Origin of the sequence: Bradyrhizobium sp., from assembly GCF_035701725.1 — a bacterium.
Classification (GTDB): Bacteria; Pseudomonadota; Alphaproteobacteria; order Rhizobiales; family Xanthobacteraceae; genus Bradyrhizobium.
In genome coordinates this window covers 17012-37178 of record NZ_DASSRP010000143.1, presented here as the reverse complement: position 1 = coordinate 37178, position 20167 = coordinate 17012, and the positions used below count along the sequence as shown (strand labels likewise).

Sequence of the window (20167 nt, the reverse complement as noted above, 5' to 3'; positions counted from 1 at the left end):
ATGATCTCATGGAGGGGTGTGGCTAAAAAGCGGCGTAGCTGTGCAGGACCCGGTATCAGGGCCAAATCTTCGAAAACTGTTGCCACAGCGACACAATCGTTGCGGTAAAGTCACCCTCGGATCGCTGAAATCTGCGAGACCGGCCCTTTGGCGGAGCCGGTCTCGCACTGCAACACGGCCTTGGAGCAGGCCTTAGTGCCCTGCCGGCGCCGAATAGCCACCGCTATAGCGGTAGGATTCCGGTGCGGCCTCATACGCCGGCGCGACCAAAGCGTTGCTGTTGCGGAATTCGGCTGAAGTGCGATGGCGAACGGTGCGGTGATTTTGTTCGTTGGCGGACGCCAATTGCACGGCAGAGAAGATTATCAACGCCGAACCGACAATCGTGAGAATTGTCTTTTTCATTTTTAGTCTCCCATAGCAGACGATTCACGAGGCCCGGCGCCTCGTTCATCGCTGCCGCCAGGAGATAGTTGCAGTTGCATGGACTTCTAGCTTGCCGTGAATCACGATGCGGCGAGCAAATTTATTGGACAGAAGATTTTCAGTCTAAATATTCAGCACACGGCCATAAGCATCCAGTACCGCTTCCTTCATCATCTCCGACAGCGTCGGATGCGGGAAGACGGTGTGCATGAGCTCTTCTTCCGTGGTCTCGAGATTCATCGCGACCACATAGCCCTGGATCAATTCGGTGACTTCCGCGCCGATCATGTGCGCACCGAGCAATTGACCCGTCTTCTTGTCGAAGACCACTTTGACGAGACCCTGGTCCTCGCCGAGTGCGATCGCCTTGCCATTACCAACGAACGGGAAACGTCCGACACGAACCTCCCGGCCGCCTTCCTTCGCTTTCGCCTCCGTGAGACCGACCGACGCCACTTGCGGGTTGCAATAGGTGCAGCCGGGGATCAGCAGCTTGTCGAGCGCATGCGGATGCAGGCCCTTGATGGCCTCGACGCAAACGACGCCCTCATGCTCGGCCTTGTGGGCCAGCATCGGGGGACCTGCGACGTCGCCAATGGCGTAGACGCCGGGCACGTTGGTCTTGCCGTAACCATCGATCACCACGCAGCCGCGGTCGGTTTTGACGCCGAGCTTCTCCAACCCGAGATTTTCGATGTTGCCGACCACGCCGACTGCCGAAATCACCCGATCGAACTCGACCGTCTGCGGTGCCTTGCCGTCGTCGATGGTGGCAACCACGCTGTCGCTCTTCTTCTCGAGCTTGGACACCTTGGTGTTGGTGAGGATCTTGATCCCCTGCTTCTCGAAACGCTTGCGCGCCAGCCCTGCGATCTCGGCATCCTCGACCGGCAGGATTTGGGGCAGCACTTCCACCACGGTGACTTGCGATCCCATGGTGTGGAAGAAGGATGCGAATTCGATGCCGATTGCACCGGAGCCGACGACCAGCAGCGACTTCGGCATCTTCTCCGGCACCATGGCCTCGAAGTAAGTCCAGACCAGCTTCTTGTCCGGCTCCAGCCCCGGCAGCACCCGCGGGCGCGCACCAGTGGCAATGATGATGTGCTTGGCCTGATAGGCGCCCTCGCCGAGCGCGCCTTTCGGCGCTTCGACGGCCGACTTCTTCACGGTGATCTTGCCGGGCGCGTCAATCGCAGCCTCGCCCCAGATGATCGTCACCTTGTTCTTCTTCATCAGGAAGCCGACGCCGTCGTTCAGCCTCTTGGAGACGCCGCGCGAGCGCTGCACCACCGCCTTCGGATCGTAGGCGATCTTCTCGGCGGAGAGGCCATAATCCTTGGCGTGCTGCATGTAGTGGTAGATTTCGGCCGAGCGCAGCAGCGCCTTGGTCGGGATACAGCCCCAGTTCAGGCAGATGCCGCCAAGATAGGATTTCTCGATGATCGCGGTCTTGAAGCCAAGCTGAGCGGCTCTGATGGCCGTGACATAGCCGCCGGGCCCCGAGCCGATGATAATGACGTCAAAGGATGTGTCGGCCATGCAGGCTCCGTTCAGCTCAAGTCGTTGTGCCGCGCATGCGGCGTTTCGAAATTCTCAACCTGACCAGCCACTCCGCAGCGCCGATCAGCACAAAAAAGCCGAGCCCCATGAAGAAGAGCGGCTGGGCGATATTGCGCGACAAGGCTTCGCCGCTGAAGAAACCGTCATGAATCACTTCCTGTCCAAGCGGACTGGCGACGACCACGACGATGAGGACGATCGATATCCAAGGCCAGCGCATCAGCATCCATGCTTCCCTCTCGGGGGTCGCGTGCCACTCAGACCATCATCATCACCGGATTTTCGATCAGCGTCTTGAAGGCGCCGATGAGCTCGGCGCCGAGCGCGCCGTCGATCGCACGGTGATCGCACGACAGCGTCACGCTCATCATCTGCGCGATCTCGATCTTGCCGCCGCGGACCACCGGGCGTTCGTCGCTGGTGCCGACGGCAAGGATCGTCGCATGCGGCGGGTTGATCACGGCCGTGAAGTGATTGATGCCGTACATACCGAGGTTGGAAACGGCTGTGGTGCCGCCCTGATATTCTTCGGGCTTGAGCTTGCGCGCGCGAGCACGGGCGGCAAAATCCTTCATCTCATTCGAGATCGCCGACAGCGTTTTGGTTTCAGCTTTGCGAATGATCGGCGTGATCAGCCCGCCCGGCATCGCCACGGCCACACCGATGTCGGAATGCTTGTGCTTGACCATGCCGCCTTCGGTCCAGCTCACATTGCAATTGGGAATCTTCTGCAACGCGACCGCCATCGCCTTGATCACGAAGTCATTGACCGAGAGCTTGTAGAGCGGCTTCTTTTCCTTGTCCTTTGGCGCGGAAGCATTGATCTCTTCCCGGGCGGACAAAAGCTTGCCGATGTCGCAGTCGATTGTGAGATAGAACGTCGGAATCGTCTGCACTGCGGCAGTGAGCCGCTGCGCGATCGTGCGCCGCATGCCGTCATGCGGCACGATCTCGTATGAGCCGGGTTCGAACAGAGCAAGAATCTGCTTGTCCGACATCGACGGTGCAAGTGCGGGACCGGCGCCTGGTGCGGCCGCCGCCGCCTTCAGTCCCTTGCCGGATTTGGCGTCCGCCACGTCGCGCGCAATCACGCGGCCATGCGGTCCGGAGCCGGTGATACGGGAGATGTCGATGCCGGCTTCCTTGGCGAGACGCCGCGCCAGCGGCGATGAGAACGTGCGCGCGTGACCATTGGCTTGCGATGCGGGAGTGGCCTGCTGCGTCGGAGAGGCGGCGGGCTGGGGCGCGGGCGCTGCGGCCGGTTTGGCAGCAGGTGCGGCCGGCGCGGGCGCAGCTGCCGCGGGCGGAGCTTCGGCTTTCGCCGGCGCTGCCGCCGGCTTTGCGCCCGCCGAGGCGCCAGCGGATTTAACATCCTCGCCGTCGCCTGCGAGCACAGCGATCACATCATTGACGGGAACGTCCTGCGTGCCCTCCGGAACGAGGATCTTGGCGATCGTGCCCTCGTCGACCGCTTCGACCTCCATGGTCGCCTTGTCGGTCTCGATCTCGGCGATGACGTCGCCGGATTTGACCTTGTCGCCCTCCTTCTTCAGCCACTTGGCGAGATTGCCCTTCTCCATCGTCGGCGACAAAGCGGGCATCAGAATATTGATTGGCATGTGCGAGGCCTCGCTTCCGTCAGCGATAACAAACAGCTTTGGCGGCTGCGACGACTTCCGCGGCCGAAGGCAGCGCAAGCTTTTCAAGGTTAGCCGCATACGGCATCGGCACATCCTTGCCCGAGACACGCGCGACGGGCGCGTCGAGATAGTCGAAAGCATGTTCCATGATGCGCGCGGCGATTTCGGCGCCGACGCCGCTCTGCTGCCAGCCTTCCTCGACGGTGACCGCGCGTCCGGTCTTCATCACCGAGGCAACGATGGTGTCGGTATCGAGCGGACGTAGCGTCCGCACGTCAACCACTTCGGCTTCGATGCCTTCCTTGGCGAGTTCGTCGGCGGCCTTCAACGCATAGGTCATGCCGTTCGACCAGGAGATAATCGAGACATGCGCGCCGCTACGCACGACGCGGGCCTTGCCGATCGGGATCACGAAGTTGTCGAGCTTCGGCACCTCGCCGGAATGGCCGTAGAGCACCTCGTTCTCAAGGAAGATCACCGGATTGGGATCGCGGATCGCCGCCTTGAGCAGGCCCTTGTAGTCGGCGGCCGAGAACGGTGCGACCACCTTCAGACCCGGAACTTGCGAATACCAGGCCGAGTAATCCTGGCTGTGCTGCGCGGCGACGCGCGCGGCCGCGCCGTTCGGACCGCGAAATACGATCGAACAGCCCATCTGGCCGCCGGACATGTAGAGGGTCTTCGCTGCCGAATTGATGATCTGGTCGATCGCCTGCATGGCGAAGTTGAAGGTCATGAATTCGACGATCGGTTTGAGGCCGGTCATCGCCGCACCAACGCCGATGCCGGCAAAACCGTGCTCGGTGATCGGTGTATCGATCACGCGCTTGGCGCCGAATTCCTGCAACAGCCCCTGGCTGACCTTGTAGGCGCCCTGATACTCGGCGACTTCTTCACCCATCAGGAACACGTCCGGATCGCGGCGCATTTCCTCCGCCATCGCATCGCGCAGCGCGTCCCGGATGGTCATCGTCACCATTTCGGTGCCGGCGGGAACTTCCGGATCGGGCTCGGCGACAGCCTTGGGGGCCGCGGGAACGGCTTCTTCTTTCGGCGCAGGCGCCGATTTGGCCTCAGCTGCCGGCGGGGCTGATTCAGCGGCCTTTTGCTGCCGGGCGGGTGCCGATGCCTTGGCTAAATCGGCCGCACTCTCGCCGTCGGCGAGAATGGTCGCAATCGGCGTATTGACGGCAACGTCGGCGGTGCCTTCCGGAATCAGGATCTTGCCGAGCGTCCCTTCATCGGTCGCCTCGACCTCCATCGTCGCCTTGTCGGTTTCAATTTCGGCGATCACGTCGCCGGACTTGATCGTCTCGCCTTCTTTCTTCAGCCACTTGGCGAGGTTGCCCTTCTCCATCGTCGGCGAGAGCGCAGGCATCAGAACTTGAATGGGCATATCAACTCCACGAAGTCGGTTTTAGAGCGCGCTCATCCAGCGCTGCGAACGCTTAACGATAGACGTCGGTATAAAGCTCTGACACATCAGGCTCGGGATCATGCTGCGCAAAATCGGCCGCCGCATTGACGATCTCGCGAACCTCGGCGTCGATCTTCTTCAACTCATCCTCGCTCATCTTCGCCGCGAGCAGCCGGTTGCGAACCTGCTCGATCGGATCGCTGTCGTGGCGGATCTTCTCCACCTCCTCGCGCGTGCGATACTTCGCAGGGTCCGACATCGAATGCCCGCGGTAGCGATAGGTCTGCATTTCCAGAATGAAGGGCCCCTTGCCGGCGCGGCACCAGGCGACGGCCTTGTCGGCTGCGGCCTTAACGGCGCGAACGTCCATGCCATCGACCTGTTCACCCGGAATATTGAAGGAAATGCCGCGCTTGGAAAAATCGGTCTGGGCCGAGGAGCGCATCACGGACGTGCCCATGGCATAGCGATTGTTCTCGATCACGTAGATCACCGGCAGCTTCCAGAGCTCCGCCATATTGAAGCTCTCATAGACCTGGCCCTGATTCGAGGCGCCGTCGCCGAAATAGGTCAGGCTGACGAAGTCGTTGCCGCGGTAGTGGTTGGCGAAAGCAAGCCCGGTTCCGAGCGAGACCTGCGCGCCGACGATGCCATGGCCGCCATAGAAGTTTTCGGCCTTGCTGAACATGTGCATCGAGCCGCCCTTGCCCTTCGAGTAGCCGCCGCGGCGTCCGGTCAGCTCGGCCATCACGCCCTTGGCGTCCATTCCGCAGGCCAGCATGTGGCCGTGATCACGGTATCCCGTTATGACCTGGTCGCCCCTCTTCAGGGCCATCTGCATTCCGACCACGACAGCTTCCTGGCCGATATAGAGATGGCAGAAACCGCCGATCGCACCCATGCCATAGAGCTGGCCGGCCTTCTCCTCGAACCGGCGGATCAGCAACATGTCCCGCAGCGCCTTCAACTCCTGTTCTCGGGTGAAGGGCGGGGGCGCCCCCTGCTCTTGAACGGTGTCGTTGGCGGCGCTTTTTTTGGATTGAGCCATGGCGTTTCCGGCATCAGGAGGGATATTGAGCCCTCTCTAGCCCAACTCAATCCGGCGTGGAAGGATTGGCTTGATGCCGCAGATGTTTTTGCAATGCCGCAATGCAATGCAGGTGGAAGTTTCGCAAAGCGCGACAGCCGGTTCGGATATTCAAATTGCGCAGGGCTGCGACGAGATGACCGCCTACTCCTAATCTCCGGAAATTGGCTGAGCCGCACGACCCATGCCCCCTCCATGCAATCTCGTCAAAGCGGAGAGCGGCTGGACCGATCGCGCACGCTCGCCGGACCACGTTGTTGGTGATTACTTCGAATTGATCATCCGAACGAGGTCGTGGGGGTTGGCATAATCGAGCTGAAACCGCGCGCGCTCATCGAGCATGTCGGGGTCCAGTCGGTCCGACCGCAGCAGCGAGACGCGCTGTTCGCCCTCGCTCCGTTCTTTTTTGAGGCGGGCGAGCTCGGCCGTCAGCGCGATGATTTCCTGATCGAGTTCCTGGCGCGCATTCAGACCATACTTGCCGGTATAGGCATTGACGCCGAAATAGCCGACCATGCCCGCCGCCATTAGGTAGAGCGCCAAGCCGGTCAGAAACGATTTGAGGCGTCGCCGAGAGACCATGGCAGGAACATGCGCTCACCGGGTTAAGGGAATGCTAAGCACGCCCTCAACCCCGATAAATCGCGGCCGATGTTCTCTTACCGGTTCTGCTTTTCGACGAAGGTCGCGAAAGCCGCGAGATATTGCTCAAGCACCTGCTGCAGAGATTCCTTGGTGAGGTTGCCTTTTTCGTCGAAAGCGTCGCCGATCCCGTTCAGATAGGTCTCGGGCTGTCCCATGATCGGACCGGAAATGCCCGGCAGGATGTTCTGCAGGTGCTTGGCTGCCGCAACTCCACCGAGCGGGCCGGGCGAATTCGAGATGATGCCGACCGGTTTGCCGAGGAACGAACTCTTACCATACGGGCGCGAGGCAACGTCGATGGCGTTCTTCAGTACGCCCGGAATCGAGCGGTTGTATTCCGGGGTGACAAACAGCACGCCGGCCGACTTCTGAATTCGTTCGCGGAACGACAGCCAGTCCGCCGGCGGATTGGCTTCCAGGTCCTGATTGAAAAATGAGATGCCGTGCGGCGTGACCACGTCGAGCTTGAGCGTCGGCGGCGCCAGCTTGGCCAGCGCGTTGGCAATTTTCAGGGTGAAGCTCTCCTTGCGGAGGCTGCCGGCGATGACGAGAACGTGGTGCGGGCTGGACATGGACTTTCCTTTGGAATGCGCTGGCCGCGCTTGGGCGGGATTTCGGCGTCACCCTAGCCGGCCTGGCAAAAGATGCAAGTGCATGGATTAGGCGGGCGCCCACCCGTCCGGTCAAAAAATCGTGCCCTCAACGAAAAGCAGGCCGCCTTTCGGGCGACCTGCTCGGGATTCCAGAAGCCGGCGGTCATAGCACCGGATTGAACGCGACCGGGATCAGCCGGTAGCCGTTGCCATCCTTCTCGACGTGACCGACGGCCGGGAACGGGAAATGGAAGCCGACAACGGTCGCCTTCTCGGCCGCCGCCATGTCATAGAATTTATGCCGGGTCTTTTGCGCCATGTCCGGATCTGCATCGTAGGCGACATGCCAGTCCGGGTTACGCAGGAAGAATTCGGGAATGTTGGTGACGTCGGCAGAGATGAGGATCTTCGAGTCGCCTGAGGCCACGGCAAACGAGGTATGGCCCGCCGTGTGGCCCGGCGTCCCGATCGCCGTGACGCCCGGTGCGACTTCCTTGTCCCAGTCGTACTTGGTCACCTTGGATTCGATTCCGGTGTAGATCTTCTTCACGTTGGCGAAGTAGTTCTTCATCATTTCGTTTGACTGGGCCTTGGCGGCGTTTTCATCGCTCATCCAGAACTCCCAATCCTTCGCCGGCACCTTGATCTCCGCATTCGGAAACGCCATCGAACCGTCGGCGGCGCGGATGCCGTTGGTGTGGTCAGGATGCAGATGGGACATGACGACCATGTCGACGTTCTTCGGATCGACCCCTGCGGCGGCAAGGTTTTGCATCATGCGGCCGGCCTGACCCTTGGTCGCATCGAAGGCTCCGATGCCGTTGCCGCAGTCGAGCAGAACCAGCTTGCCGCCGGTGTTGATCAGTTGCGGGTTGAACGGCACCGTCACCATGCCCTTCGGCATGTAAGCGGCTTCGGCGGCGGCAATTGCCGCGTCCTTGCTCGCATTGGTTACCCACTTGTCGGGCAGCGGGAACGTCCGGGCGCCGTCATTCACCGAGGTGCATTCGATGCTGCCGACCTTGTAGCGATAAAAACCTGGTGCCTGCGCGGCAGCCGCGGGCGCGGCGGCGTGAGCTTTTTGCGAGGCGAGCGGAAGAACGGAGATGGCGCCGATTGCAGCCGCGCCAGTCAACAAGTCACGGCGGTTCAAGTGATTCATGAAGGTTCCCCCCAAGTTTGTTTCGTGATTGATCGCGGGCGCGAATGTTCACTTCCCGCCCCATAAAGGCAAGCCACTTTCGTTTTTCACGTCCCTAACTTTGGGTTAAACCCCCGGGACGGCCCGCCGGCCGCTCACGTCTTGTTCGGATTGATTAGGTACTTCTCGCCGGTGGCCCGCCGGCCGTAGCCCGCGATGTGCGGAAGCTGAAGCGCCTCCTGCAGAGACAACACTTGCGTGTAGTGGCTGGCAAAGGTTGTTTTGAGTTCGGCGATAACGCGCGCCCGGAGCCTGGCCGCATCGGTCGCGCCGATCTTCATCAAGAACGGAAACAGCAACCAGCCGCCGATGCTCCAGGCGAAACCGAATGTCCGATTTATCTCGGTCGGACCCGGATCGAGCATGCCGTAGATGTAGACCTGCTTGTGCACGTTGGAGCCGTAGCGGCTATACGCCGTGGCGGTCTTGTTGGCTGCGACCTCCATGCCGGCGAGAATCTGCCCGGCGAGCTTGCCGCCGCCGATCGCATCGAACGCGATGGTGGCGCCGGTTTCGATCAGCGCCGCCGTCAGATCTTCGATGAACGTGGGCGCGGTGGAATCGACGACATGCTTCGCGCCGATCTTCCGCAGGATTTCCGCCTGCTCTCCGCTGCGGACGATGTTGACCAGCGCGATGCCGTCCTTCAGGCAGATCTTGTTCAGCATCTGGCCGAGGTTGGAGGCCGCCGCGGTGTGCACCAGCGCCTTGTGGCCCTCACGTCGCATCGTCTCGACCATGCCGAGCGACGTCAGCGGATTGACGAAACAGGAGGCGCCATCGGCAGGCGTCGCGTCTTCCGGCAACACCAGACAATCGCCCGCCCTGATGGTGCGGAATTGCGAATACATCGCACCACCGATCATGGCGACGGTCTTGCCCATCAGCGCCTTCGCTGCATCCGACGAACCGGTCTTGATGACGACGCCGGCGCCTTCGTTGCCGACGGGCATCGATTCATCGAGCCGTCCGGCCATCGCCCGCATCGCCTTTTCCGGCACTTGCGCTGTAACGACCGGCGCATCCTTGCTGCCGGAAGCTTTCGCCGTGCTCATGTCGGCCGCGCCAAACAAAAGGCCGATGTCCGAGGGGTTGATCGGCGTTGCCTCCACCCGCACCACGACCTCGTCGGCTGATGGCTCCGGCGTTGGCACGTCGAGCAGCGAGATTTCAAGTTCGCCGCTCTTCTTGATCAAAGACCGCAGTTGCAGACCGCGCTTGCCATCGCCAGCCATGATGTCCCTCCTCGGCTCAGGTTGATTACCAGGCGAGCGCCTTCAACGCTGCGCGTCCGGCATATTTGGCCTGGGCGCCCAGCTCCTGTTCGATCCGCAGCAACTGATTGTACTTGGCCGTGCGGTCGGAGCGCGCCAGCGAACCGGTCTTGATCTGCCCGCAATTGGTGGCGACCGCGAGGTCGGCGATGGTGGAATCTTCCGTCTCGCCGGAGCGATGCGACATCACCGCAGTGTAGCCGGCCTTGAAAGCCATCTCGACCGCTGCCAGCGTCTCCGTCAGAGTCCCGATCTGGTTGACCTTGATCAGGATGGAGTTGGCGCGACCTTGTCTGATGCCGTCGCCAAGTCGCGTCACATTGGTCACAAACAGGTCATCGCCGACGAGCTGACACTTGCCGCCGACCAGATCTGTCAGTTCCTTCCAGCCATCCATATCGTCCTCCGACATGCCGTCCTCAATCGAAACGATCGGATAGCGTGAGACCAGATCGGCAAGATATTTGGCCTGCTCGGAGCGCGATCGCGTCTTGTTTTCGCCGCCGTAGACGTAGGCGCCGTCCTTGAAAAACTCGGTCGCGGCACAGTCGAGCGCCAACATGACGTCTTGGCCCGCCTTGTAACCGGCCTTGCCGATCGCGCCCATGACGAATTCGAGCGCGGCATCTGCCGACGGCAGGTTCGGCGCGAAGCCGCCTTCGTCGCCGACATTGGTGTTGTGGCCGGCTTTTTTCAATTCACCGCGCAGCGTGTGAAAGATTTCCGATCCGCACCGCAAGGCATCGGCAAAGGTCGCCGCGCCCACGGGCATGATCATGAATTCCTGGAAGTCGATCGGGTTGTCGGCGTGCACGCCGCCATTGACAATGTTCATCATCGGCACGGGCAAAGTGCGCGCGGCGGTGCCGCCGACGTAACGATAAAGCGGCATGTCGAAGGATGCCGCCGCCGCCTTGGCGCAGGCGAGCGAAACGCCGAGGATGGCGTTGGCGCCGAGCCGGCTCTTGTTTGGCGTGCCGTCGAGTTCGATCATGATCTGGTCGATCTGCGTTTGCTGCTCGACCGATACATCAGCCAGCGCGTCGAAGATTTCGCCGTTGACGGCCTCGACCGCTTTTTGCACGCCCTTGCCTAGATAACGCGACTTGTCGCCGTCGCGCAGTTCGACCGCCTCATGAGCGCCGGTCGAGGCACCGGACGGCACCGCCGCGCGGCCCATGGAACCGTCTTCCAGCATGACATCCACTTCGACGGTGGGATTGCCGCGGCTATCGAGAATTTCGCGGCCGATGATATCGACGATGGCGGTCATGAGGGCCTCTTCGGAAAGTGTGGTTTGACGTGATGGGGGTGCTTCTACAGCAAGCCCAAGGTGCGGAAAAGGTTGCCGCTCCGGGAATGAATTGGCTAATAACGCGGCAACGGAGACCTGAAATGCCCAGCAAGCCTCGAAAGGCGCAAAAAGCCGCCGCGTTACCAGCCAGCCTTCAGCTCGGCCGCGCCGTCGAATGGCCCACCACGCCGGAAGACGCCAAGCTCGATGCCGTTCCCAATCCGCAGAACGACACCAATTATCTGGTGCGCTTTACGGTGCCCGAGTTCACCTCGATTTGTCCGGTCACCGGCCAGCCCGATTTCGCGCATCTGGTCGTCGACTACGTTCCCGGCCCCTGGCTTCTGGAATCGAAATCGCTCAAACTCTATGTCGCAAGCTTCCGCAATCACGGCGCTTTCCACGAGGACTGCACGGTCATGATCGGCAAGCGCATCGCGGCCGAGGTCAAGCCGAAATGGCTGCGCATCGGCGGTTATTGGTATCCGCGCGGCGGCATTCCCATCGACGTGTTCTGGCAAACCGGCAGGCTGCCGAAGGGCATGTGGATCCCCGATCAGGGCGTTGCGCCCTATCGCGGCCGGGGCTGATTTTTCAACAGACTTCGAGGTCGGAGCCATCGGTCAGGCGAAGGCGGCCTTTCGCGCTCTTGCGCGGGCCGTCGGCAGGCACGGCAGTCCCGGCATTGGCCAATCCCCAGCGCGGCATGTTGTTGTAGACGCTCTCGTGGGCCCCGGCCTTCACAAGAAACGTCTCGTGCCAGATGCCGACGTCGCCGTTGGAAGCAACACGGCGGTTGAAATCGCGCCACGCCGGCAAATGCTCGAACGATTGCCCGGTCGCATAGGCCTGCAGCTGCTCAAAGCTTCGCCAGTACTGGATCACCATCAGATTGGGAAAACCGAACGCGTTCCGCGCGTGCAGAAGGCCAAGTTCGGGCCGCTTGCCAAGCTCGATCAGCATCCGCGGCATCGCCGTCGCCACCGGCAGCCACTTCCAGAACTTCCACCATTTGTTGATGCGCATCCCGATCAGGAACACAACGAAGTCGCCGTCGAGCTGGGCCGTCATTCGAGCAGGAATGATCGCGGACATCGCTGACGGCTCCTTGAACGAAATGGGCTCAACGGGCTGCATGGACCCCGCCGGGCGATTTCATGATGCCATTTTGAAATCGATGGCTCAATCGGCGAACGGTCACGTTCAGGAAGGCCCGGCTCGATTAACAATTGTTTTCGATTGATTTGACCATTACTATTCGTTGGATCGAACAGTCGAGACACTTGATATTTGTTGGGCAACGCAGGGAGCCCAACGCAAATGACCCGACCAGCCACTTCGCTCGTATCCAATGACGATATCGTCACAGCATATGCCAGGCGCGCCGTCGCCGCCCTTCCGGGGGTGCTGATGGCCTCCACCATCGCGGCATCGGCCTATGGCTTGCGCCAAGTGCCGGGAATGACGGCCTTCAGTCCCCTCATCCTGGCCATTCTGATCGGCGCCGCCTTTCACAACTTCGTCGGCACGCCGGCGATCGCCAAACCCGGCGTCGCCTTCAGCATGCGGCGGCTCCTGCGTTTCGGCATCATTCTGCTGGGCTTTCAACTGACCACCGACCAGATCGTCGAGGTGGGGCACCGCGGCCTCATCATCATTGCCGTGACGCTGGCCTCGACTTTCGTTTTCACCACGTGGATGGGAAGGTTGCTCGGCGTCGAGCACAAGCTCGCGCAACTGATCGCGGCAGGCACGTCCATTTGCGGCGCTTCGGCGGTGATCGCCACCAATACCGTGACCAACGCGCATGACGAAGACGTCGCCTATGCGGTTGCCTGCGTGACGATCTTCGGGTCGGTCGCGATGTTCGCCTACCCGCTGCTACCGGCGCTCCTGCATCTCGCTCCCCACGATTACGGATTGTGGACCGGCGCCTCGATTCACGAAATCGCACAAGTGGTCGCCGCTGCCTTCCAGTACGGCAAGACAGCCGGAGAATTCGGCACCATCGCCAAGCTGTCGCGGGTCATGCTGCTGGCGCCGGTCGTCATCCTGCTGGGGTGGCTCGCCTCTCGCCGCAGCGCCGCTCGCGGCTCGACCAGATCGGCGCGACCGCCCATGCCCTGGTTCCTGCTTGGCTTCGTGGCGGCGATCGGCCTGAACAGTCTGATCACCATCCCGGCGGCGGAAAAGGCCGAGATCGCGGCGTTCACCACCTTCCTGCTTTCGGTCGCGCTCGCAGCGATGGGATTGGAGACCGACATTCGCAAGCTCACCGCCAGAGGGTTGCGGCCGGCGCTACTCGGCGCACTCGCCTTCCTCTTCATCGCCGGTTTCAGTCTCGCATTGATCAAACTTTGGGGTTAGCCGATGACTCTCGAACAGCTACGCATCTTCGTTGCCGTCGCCGAAAAGCAGCATGTGACGCGGGCTGCCAGTGAACTCAACCTCACCCAATCGGCAACGAGTGCTGCGATCGCAGCGCTTGAGGCACGGTACAGCATCAAGCTGTTCGACCGCATCGGGCGCGGCATCACCCTCACCCCGACCGGTGCTGACTTCCTCGTCGAGGCCCGTGCGGTACTCGCCCGCGCCAAAGACGCGGTGCAGGTTCTCAATGAACTCGCAGGCCTGAAGCGCGGTTCACTTGCGATCGCCGCCAGCCAGACGGTTGGAAACTACTGGCTACCGCCGCGAATTCAGACCTTCCATGCTGCCTATCCCGGGATCGACCTGCGACTTTCCATCACCAATACCGAACAGGCGGCCAAGATGGTGCTCGAAGGCAGCGCCGACGTTGGCTTTGTCGAAGGCGAAGTCGAGGAGAGCTCGCTGGCTGCAAAACGGATCGACGGTGACAACCTGATCCTGGCCGTCGGCGCGAAGCACCCCTGGGTCAACAGAACGAAAGTGTCTGCGAAAGATTTGCCTGCCACACCCTGGATCTTGCGAGAGCGAGGCTCGGGGACCCGTTCGATGTTTGAAGCCGCACTTCGCCGGAATGGCCTCAAATTGTCTGCCCTCCGGATCGCGCTCGAGCTTCCCTCCAACGAAGCGGTTCGCTCCGCCGTCGAGGCAGGCGATGGCGCCACGGCCGTTTCCGACCTGGTCGCCGCGCCATCCATCGTGGCCAAGACGCTGCACCACGTCCGCTTCGATCTGCCGGGCCGCTCGTTCTACATCTTGCGCCACAGGGATCGGCACATCAGTCGCGCCGAAGATGCGCTGCTGAAATCGCTGCGTTAGCCATCGACCCTCTTGCCTGCGTCAGCCGGCGGCCGCTGGCGCAACAGCCGCGCGCAGGCCAGCCCGAGCGCGGTGATGATCACTGCACTCGTCAGCAACGTCGCGATCTTGCCGGCGTGTTGAATGCCGAAGCCATAGGCAATCGGGCCGATCGTCTGGCCCATGAAAAAGAAGAACGAGTGCAACGCCAATGCGGTGGCGCGGGCTTCCACCGAGAGCTCGCTGGCGAACACCTGCAGGCAGCCGTGGATCATGTAGAAGCCCCATCCCATCAGCAGCAGGCACATCATCTGAAGCTTCCAGCCGGGTCCAAAGGCAGTTGCGGCCAATTGAAGACCGACGAGGGTCGCCCCCGTGATCATCATGCCATTGACGCCAAGCCGCGGCAGAAAGCGGGAAATGGTCATCGTGTAAAACAGCCCGCCGACGGCAAAGCCGGCGATCACCAAACCGGCGATCGAGAGACTGGTCTCGCCGAGATCGAACAGAAACGAGGCGAGGTAGGGAAACAACCCAAGCACACAACAGCCTTCGATAAAGACCGCGGCGTAGCACAGCGCATTCGGATTGCTGAAGATGGTGCGATAGCCGTGGCGAAGCATTGTGAGATTGGTTTTCGGAGCAGTGTTGATCGCCTTGCCGCGAAAACCGGCGGCGACCGCGATAGACGCCGCGACCACCAGCGCACCGAGAATCGCGAGCACGCCGCGCCAGCCGAGAAGATCGCCGATCACGCCCGAGAACGATGCGCCCAAGAGATTGCCGGTCATTGAGCCGGCCAGCGTGCGCCCGATCGCGACCTGGCGCTTCTCGGGTGCGACGAGATCGCTGGTCAGGCTGAGGGCCACCGGGAATACGCCGCCGGAGCCGATGCCGGCGAGAATTCGCGTTGCGAACAACAGCGGAAACGAGCCGGTAACCGCGCCGAGCATGTTGGCCACCCCGAGAATGACCAGGCAGGCGATCATCAGGCGGACCTTGCCGAACAAGTCGGCCGCCGCCCCCAGTATCGGCTGTATCACCGCAAAGGTGAACGCAAACACCGCGGCGAAACTCGCAGCCGTGGCAATGCTGATGCCGAATTCGTCGGCGACGTGCGGCAGGACCGGATCGAGCGCACGGGCGGAGAGGCTTGCCGCAAAGGTCGCGATCGCGATGATGTTGATCGCGGGCGGCATGCGATCATGCGGCCGCGGCGGCGTCTTCAGCATCAGCGCGCCACGTGCTTCTCAGACATTTTTGGCAATCCGGTCGAACGCCATCAAGATTTTGAGCAGACCTTCGAATTCGCGCAGCGGCACCATGTTCGGCCCGTCGGAGGGCGCACGATCCGGATCGGGATGGGTCTCGATGAAAACGCCGGCAACGCCAACGGCGACGGCCGCCCGCGCGAGAAAGGGGACGAATTCGCGTTCGCCGCCCGAGGACGTACCCTTGCCTCCGGGTTGCTGCACCGAATGGGTCGCGTCAAAAATGACAGGCGCGCCGGTGGTGCGGGCTAGGATCGGCAATGCGCGCATGTCGGAAACCAGCGTGTTGTAACCGAACGATGCGCCGCGTTCGGTGACGAGCACCTTCGGATTTCCGGCGCCCGTGATCTTGGCCACTACGTTCGCCATGTCCCACGGCGCCAGGAATTGACCTTTCTTGACGTTGACGACCTTGCCGGTCGCGCTAGCGGCCAGCAACAGGTCGGTCTGCCGGCACAGGAACGCCGGGATCTGCAGGACATCGACAGCCTGCGCGACTTCGGCGCACTGCGCGGCCTCGTGCACATCGGTCAGCACGGGCAACCCCAGCGAGGAGCGGATTTCGGCGAAAATCGGTAGCGCTTGCGCCAATCCAATGCCCCGCGCCGCGGAGGCGCTGGTGCGATTGGCCTTGTCGAAAGACGTCTTGTAGACGAGCCCGATCTTGAGGCGATCGGCGATTTCCTTCAGCGCGGAAGCGACCTCGAGCCCATGGGCCCGGCTTTCGAGTTGGCATGGGCCCGCGATGATCGAAATCGGCAAGGCATTGCCGAATTTGACCGGGCCGACGTCAACGATTTCTGCGGCGGAAATGTCGGCGCTCAATGATCTGGATCCTGTTTGGCCGCGACCATGCCGGGCGCTAACGCCCCGATCAACCTAATTTTGTTCGAATATCAGGGTTGCGCCAAACGCCTCGCCCGGCGGCACGACAAGCCGTTCGCCCCGACGCCGTATGGCTATCCCGTTTTGCTGCAGCAAGGCTTCCGTCACCGCCAGATCGCCGACGGCAAAGCTGATGGCGCTTAGCCTGATCCCCTCGCCGCTCGCGACGGGGGCGCCCAGGCGATCGCGCGCCGCGTCCGGGTCCAGGATTTCGAGATCACCATTTTCCGTGTGTGCGGTCAGACCGGCCGTAGCCGAAGCAACGTCCGCAACGCCCGTGTAGGCCTTGAGAAAGTCTCGGTAGCGGGCAGGATGAGTAGCCAGCATCATCACGCCAGTCACACGCTGCGCTCCGTTGGCGTGGGTCTGGAACGCCGGATTCCAGAAATTCTCGGGATAGCGGTGCTGGCACACGGCAAAGCGCACATCCGGTGAATGAGGCTCGGCGGCAAAGGCCAGCGAGAAGGCAAGCTTTACCGTGCTGCCGTCGGGCCGTTTGCCTTCGCGGCCGAAATCGAACACATCGAACGCACCGATGCCGCTCGCTTCGAATGCGCGCGCATCGGCTGAGGCATTGCTGCTGTTGAGAAGCAGCATCGAAAAGCCCTCGTGGCGGGCGAGGAAATCCTGATTGAAGGCGCCGAACGAAAAGAAACGCGGGCCATGCGGCACGATCTTCTCGGGCTCGGCGACTTCCAGAATCTCGATGTAGCAGTTCTTCAACTGCACGATGCGGTTGTGCGTGCCCCAGGGATGACGATTGCGGCCGCCGGCGATGAACCCGGCGCGGACGTAGAAGTCCGCAGCCGCATCCAGATCGCGGACCACGTGCACAATGTGGTCGAGGCCATGGGGCATCGGTGTGCGCTTACTTCACTGACGAGAACGAGGTCGGCACCAGCAACTGATTGACGATGTTGGCGACGATCTGCCCATCCGCCTCGGTCTTGGCGCGCGCCTCGATCCACTCGGGATCGCTCTGAAACGCGGTCCATTTCTTCTCGCGCTCGGCGAGCGATTCCCAGGCGAGCAGATAGGTCAGTTCCTGATTGGATTCGCCGACCAGCGTGGTGAAAAACCCGGCCTGGCGAATGCCGTGCTTTTCCCAGAGTTTCAACGTGATGGTATCGAAGCGCTTGAGCAGCGCAGGCAGCCGGCCCGGCACACAGCGATAGACGCGGGTCTCGTAGATCATCGAACACTCCCTTTGACCTTGTTCTTGGCGGGAGCGTCTTTTCGCAACAATCGGCGGACCCGTCAAAGGCCGCCGACGCATGGCATGGCGTCACACCAGCCGCGACTGCACCATCGCCGCCTCGATGAATGAAGCGAACAAGGGATGCGGTTCAAATGGTCGCGACTTCAATTCCGGGTGAAATTGCACGCCAATGAACCAGGGATGGTCTTCATATTCGACGATCTCCGGCAGAATGCCGTCAGGCGAGAGCCCGGAGAACCGCAAGCCGTGCTGCTCAAGCCGGTCCTTGTAGGCGGTGTTGACCTCGTAGCGATGACGATGCCGCTCCGAAATCTCGGTCGCGCCGCCATAAACCTGCGAAACACGGCTGCCGCGCTTGAGCGCAGCGGGATAGGCGCCAAGCCGCATGGTGCCGCCGAGATCGCCATTTTTCGACCGCCGTTCCAGTTCGTTGCCGCGCAGCCATTCCGTCATCAGCCCGACGACCGGCTCCGGCGTCGGACCGAACTCGGTCGAATTGGCGTTCGAAATGCCGACGAGATTGCGCGCGGCCTCGATCACCGCCATCTGCATGCCGAAACAAATGCCGAAATACGGCACATCCCGCTCGCGCGCGAACTGGGCGGCGCGGATCTTTCCCTCGGCGCCGCGCTGGCCAAATCCGCCGGGAACGAGAATGCCGTTGACGTGCTCAAGGAATGGCGCGGGATCTTCGTTTTCGAAGACCTCGCTTTCGATCCAGTCGAGATTGACCTTGACCTTGTTGGCGATGCCGCCATGCGACAAGGCCTCGATCAGCGACTTATAGGCGTCCTTCATGCCGGTGTACTTGCCGACAATGGCAATCGTCACCTGCCCTTCGGGATTGCGGATCCGTTCGTTGATGACGTTCCAGCTTTGCAGGCTCGGCGGAATCTTGGAGGTGATGCCGAACGCAGCAAGCACTTCATCATCGAGACCGGCGGCGTGGTAAGCCTCCGGAACGGCATAGATGTTGTCGACATCCTTTGCTTCGATGACTGCGCTTTCGCGCACGTTGCAGAACAGGCCGAGCTTGCGGCGCTCTTCCTTCGGAATCGAACGATCGGTGCGGCACAACAAAATGTCCGGCTGGATGCCGATCGAGCGCAGTTCCTTGACGGAGTGTTGCGTCGGCTTTGTCTTCAACTCGCCGGCGCTCGGGATGAACGGCAAAAGCGTCAGATGAATGTAGATCGCATGATCCCTCGGCAGGTCATTCTTGACCTGGCGGATCGCCTCGAAGAACGGCAGTCCCTCGATGTCGCCAACCGTGCCGCCGATCTCGCACAGCACGAAGTCGAATTCGTCGTTGCTGTCGAGGATGAAATCCTTGATCGCATTAGTGACGTGCGGAATCACCTGGATGGTCGCGCCGAGATAGTCGCCGCGCCTCTCCTTGGTGATGATGTCCTGATAGATGCGCCCGGTGGTGATGCTGTCCGCCTTGGTGGCCGGACGCCCGGTGAAGCGCTCATAGTGGCCAAGATCGAGATCGGTCTCGGCGCCGTCATCGGTCACGAACACTTCGCCATGCTGATACGGCGACATCGTTCCGGGATCGAGATTGAGGTAGGGATCGAGCTTTCGCAGCCGAACCTTGTAGCCACGTGCCTGCAACAGCGCGCCAAGAGCTGCCGATGCCAGACCTTTTCCGAGCGAGGAAACCACGCCGCCGGTGATGAAGATGTACCGCGCCATGGGACTCAACCTTTAAGCCCACAGAAGCGATTCGCCAAAACGAAAAGGCTCATAGCCGCGAATTTTTCCCGGCCTGTGGGTGACGCTAAAATTAAAGAGATATCAGTGCCTTGATATAGGAGCTTGATGCAGCAAGGTAGAGCGCCATGCTGCATAGCCATCCTGCTTTATTGCGAGCGTGGCGCTTGGGGACCGGGCGGCGCGGCCGGCGGCTGTGCCTCATCGGACTTCTTCAGCGAGTCCAGGACGCCGCCACCTGAGGGCGCCGCGGGCGCGCCACCTGCCGGCTGCGACTGCGAGGTCGGCAAAATCACCGAACTCGGCTTGCGGTCGTAGCTCGCAAGCCAGGACAGAAACAGGCTGGTCAGAAAGAAGCCCACAGCAAGAATAGCCGTCGTGCGCGTCAACAGATTGGCCGTACCGCGGCTTGACATGAAGCCAGCGCCGCCACCCATGCCGAGACCGCCGCCTTCGGACTTCTGCAGCAGCACCGTCGCGATCAAGGTCGCAACGATCATCAAATGGATCACGATAATGACAGTCTGCATTTCGACCTTTCGTCGCAAACCAAGGCTGGCCGGCAGTGGGTTTCGGTTTGGCGGGATTTTGAATTCGGCCGGGTGTTACACGATCACACAGGCCGTTGTCACCCCCGGCCGAGGGCCGTGTCCCGGTTCTGACATTCGTATCTTGTCGCAGCGGGCTCGGTTACGAATGTCAAATCCACCG

Annotated in this window: 21 protein-coding genes; 3 read left to right on the top strand and 18 right to left on the bottom strand. The window is 61.5% G+C overall.

Going from position 1 to position 20167, the window contains the following annotated elements; genetic code table 11:
* Positions 1-192: 192 nt before the first annotated feature.
* The 11 genes from VFL62_RS08480 to eno form a co-directional block, all read right to left on the bottom strand.
* A complete protein-coding gene (locus VFL62_RS08480; protein WP_325171922.1) occupies positions 193-405 on the bottom strand; it encodes a hypothetical protein in 213 nt (70 codons plus the stop codon).
* Positions 406-549: 144 nt separating this feature from the next.
* Positions 550-1968: a dihydrolipoyl dehydrogenase gene (gene lpdA / locus VFL62_RS08475; RefSeq protein ID WP_325171921.1), complete on the bottom strand. Its 1419-nt coding sequence runs from the start codon at positions 1966-1968 to the stop codon at positions 550-552.
* A 16-nt stretch (positions 1969-1984) separates the two neighbouring features.
* On the bottom strand, positions 1985-2215 hold the full coding sequence (locus VFL62_RS08470) for a hypothetical protein (protein ID WP_325171920.1): 231 nt from the start codon (positions 2213-2215) through the stop codon (positions 1985-1987).
* 31 nt (positions 2216-2246) lie between these two features.
* A complete protein-coding gene (locus VFL62_RS08465) occupies positions 2247-3608 on the bottom strand; it encodes a pyruvate dehydrogenase complex dihydrolipoamide acetyltransferase (RefSeq protein WP_325171919.1) in 1362 nt (453 codons plus the stop codon).
* A gap of 19 nt (positions 3609-3627) precedes the next feature.
* Entirely contained in the window at positions 3628-5025 is a 1398-nt protein-coding gene (locus VFL62_RS08460; RefSeq protein WP_325171918.1) for a pyruvate dehydrogenase complex E1 component subunit beta, read from the bottom strand.
* A 52-nt stretch (positions 5026-5077) separates the two neighbouring features.
* Positions 5078-6094 carry a pyruvate dehydrogenase (acetyl-transferring) E1 component subunit alpha gene (gene pdhA, locus VFL62_RS08455; RefSeq protein ID WP_325171917.1) on the bottom strand — a complete coding sequence of 339 codons (1017 nt, stop codon included), beginning with the start codon at positions 6092-6094 and terminating at the stop codon, positions 5078-5080.
* A gap of 303 nt (positions 6095-6397) precedes the next feature.
* Positions 6398-6715 (bottom strand): septum formation initiator family protein, encoded by a 318-nt coding sequence (locus VFL62_RS08450; protein ID WP_325171916.1) that lies wholly within the window; start codon positions 6713-6715, stop codon positions 6398-6400.
* Positions 6716-6792: 77 nt separating this feature from the next.
* On the bottom strand, positions 6793-7350 hold the full coding sequence (locus tag VFL62_RS08445) for an NADPH-dependent FMN reductase (protein WP_325171915.1): 558 nt from the start codon (positions 7348-7350) through the stop codon (positions 6793-6795).
* Positions 7351-7534: 184 nt separating this feature from the next.
* A complete protein-coding gene (locus tag VFL62_RS08440; RefSeq protein ID WP_325171914.1) occupies positions 7535-8533 on the bottom strand; it encodes an MBL fold metallo-hydrolase in 999 nt (332 codons plus the stop codon).
* Positions 8534-8667: 134 nt separating this feature from the next.
* Positions 8668-9807 carry a zinc-binding dehydrogenase gene (locus VFL62_RS08435; protein WP_325171913.1) on the bottom strand — a complete coding sequence of 380 codons (1140 nt, stop codon included), beginning with the start codon at positions 9805-9807 and terminating at the stop codon, positions 8668-8670.
* Positions 9808-9832: 25 nt separating this feature from the next.
* The gene (gene eno, locus VFL62_RS08430) at positions 9833-11119 is read right to left on the bottom strand and encodes a phosphopyruvate hydratase (protein ID WP_325171912.1); all 1287 of its coding nucleotides are present in this window, start codon (positions 11117-11119) and stop codon (positions 9833-9835) included.
* A gap of 122 nt (positions 11120-11241) precedes the next feature.
* On the opposite strand from eno, the gene queF reads away from it, so the two are divergent.
* On the top strand, positions 11242-11730 hold the full coding sequence (gene queF, locus VFL62_RS08425; protein ID WP_325171911.1) for a preQ(1) synthase: 489 nt from the start codon (positions 11242-11244) through the stop codon (positions 11728-11730).
* A 4-nt stretch (positions 11731-11734) separates the two neighbouring features.
* Here the strand turns inward: queF and VFL62_RS08420 are convergent, their stop codons facing one another.
* Positions 11735-12235, bottom strand: coding sequence for a DUF4188 domain-containing protein (locus tag VFL62_RS08420; RefSeq protein WP_325171910.1), 501 nt, complete (start codon positions 12233-12235; stop codon positions 11735-11737).
* 225 nt (positions 12236-12460) lie between these two features.
* Here VFL62_RS08420 and VFL62_RS08415 point away from each other — a divergent pair, with 225 nt between their 5' ends.
* Positions 12461-13507: a YeiH family protein gene (locus VFL62_RS08415; protein WP_414644651.1), complete on the top strand. Its 1047-nt coding sequence runs from the start codon at positions 12461-12463 to the stop codon at positions 13505-13507.
* A gap of 3 nt (positions 13508-13510) precedes the next feature.
* Complete coding sequence (locus tag VFL62_RS08410) at positions 13511-14386, top strand: LysR family transcriptional regulator (protein WP_325171909.1); 876 nt, start codon at positions 13511-13513, stop codon at positions 14384-14386.
* Here the strand turns inward: VFL62_RS08410 and VFL62_RS08405 are convergent.
* The 6 genes from VFL62_RS08405 to secG form a co-directional block, all read right to left on the bottom strand.
* Positions 14383-15597, bottom strand: coding sequence for an MFS transporter (locus VFL62_RS08405; protein WP_325171908.1), 1215 nt, complete (start codon positions 15595-15597; stop codon positions 14383-14385). The genes VFL62_RS08410 and VFL62_RS08405 overlap by 4 nt on opposite strands.
* An 18-nt stretch (positions 15598-15615) precedes the next feature.
* Positions 15616-16461 carry a 3-deoxy-8-phosphooctulonate synthase gene (kdsA, locus tag VFL62_RS08400; RefSeq protein WP_325171907.1) on the bottom strand — a complete coding sequence of 282 codons (846 nt, stop codon included), beginning with the start codon at positions 16459-16461 and terminating at the stop codon, positions 15616-15618.
* A gap of 54 nt (positions 16462-16515) precedes the next feature.
* Positions 16516-17379 (bottom strand): VOC family protein, encoded by an 864-nt coding sequence (locus tag VFL62_RS08395; protein WP_325171906.1) that lies wholly within the window; start codon positions 17377-17379, stop codon positions 16516-16518.
* A gap of 10 nt (positions 17380-17389) precedes the next feature.
* Entirely contained in the window at positions 17390-17716 is a 327-nt protein-coding gene (locus VFL62_RS08390) for an NIPSNAP family protein (RefSeq protein ID WP_325171905.1), read from the bottom strand.
* Positions 17717-17806: 90 nt separating this feature from the next.
* Positions 17807-19438: a CTP synthase gene (locus VFL62_RS08385; protein WP_325171904.1), complete on the bottom strand. Its 1632-nt coding sequence runs from the start codon at positions 19436-19438 to the stop codon at positions 17807-17809.
* A gap of 167 nt (positions 19439-19605) precedes the next feature.
* A complete protein-coding gene (secG, locus tag VFL62_RS08380; protein WP_325171903.1) occupies positions 19606-19986 on the bottom strand; it encodes a preprotein translocase subunit SecG in 381 nt (126 codons plus the stop codon).
* Positions 19987-20167 lie beyond the last annotated feature (181 nt).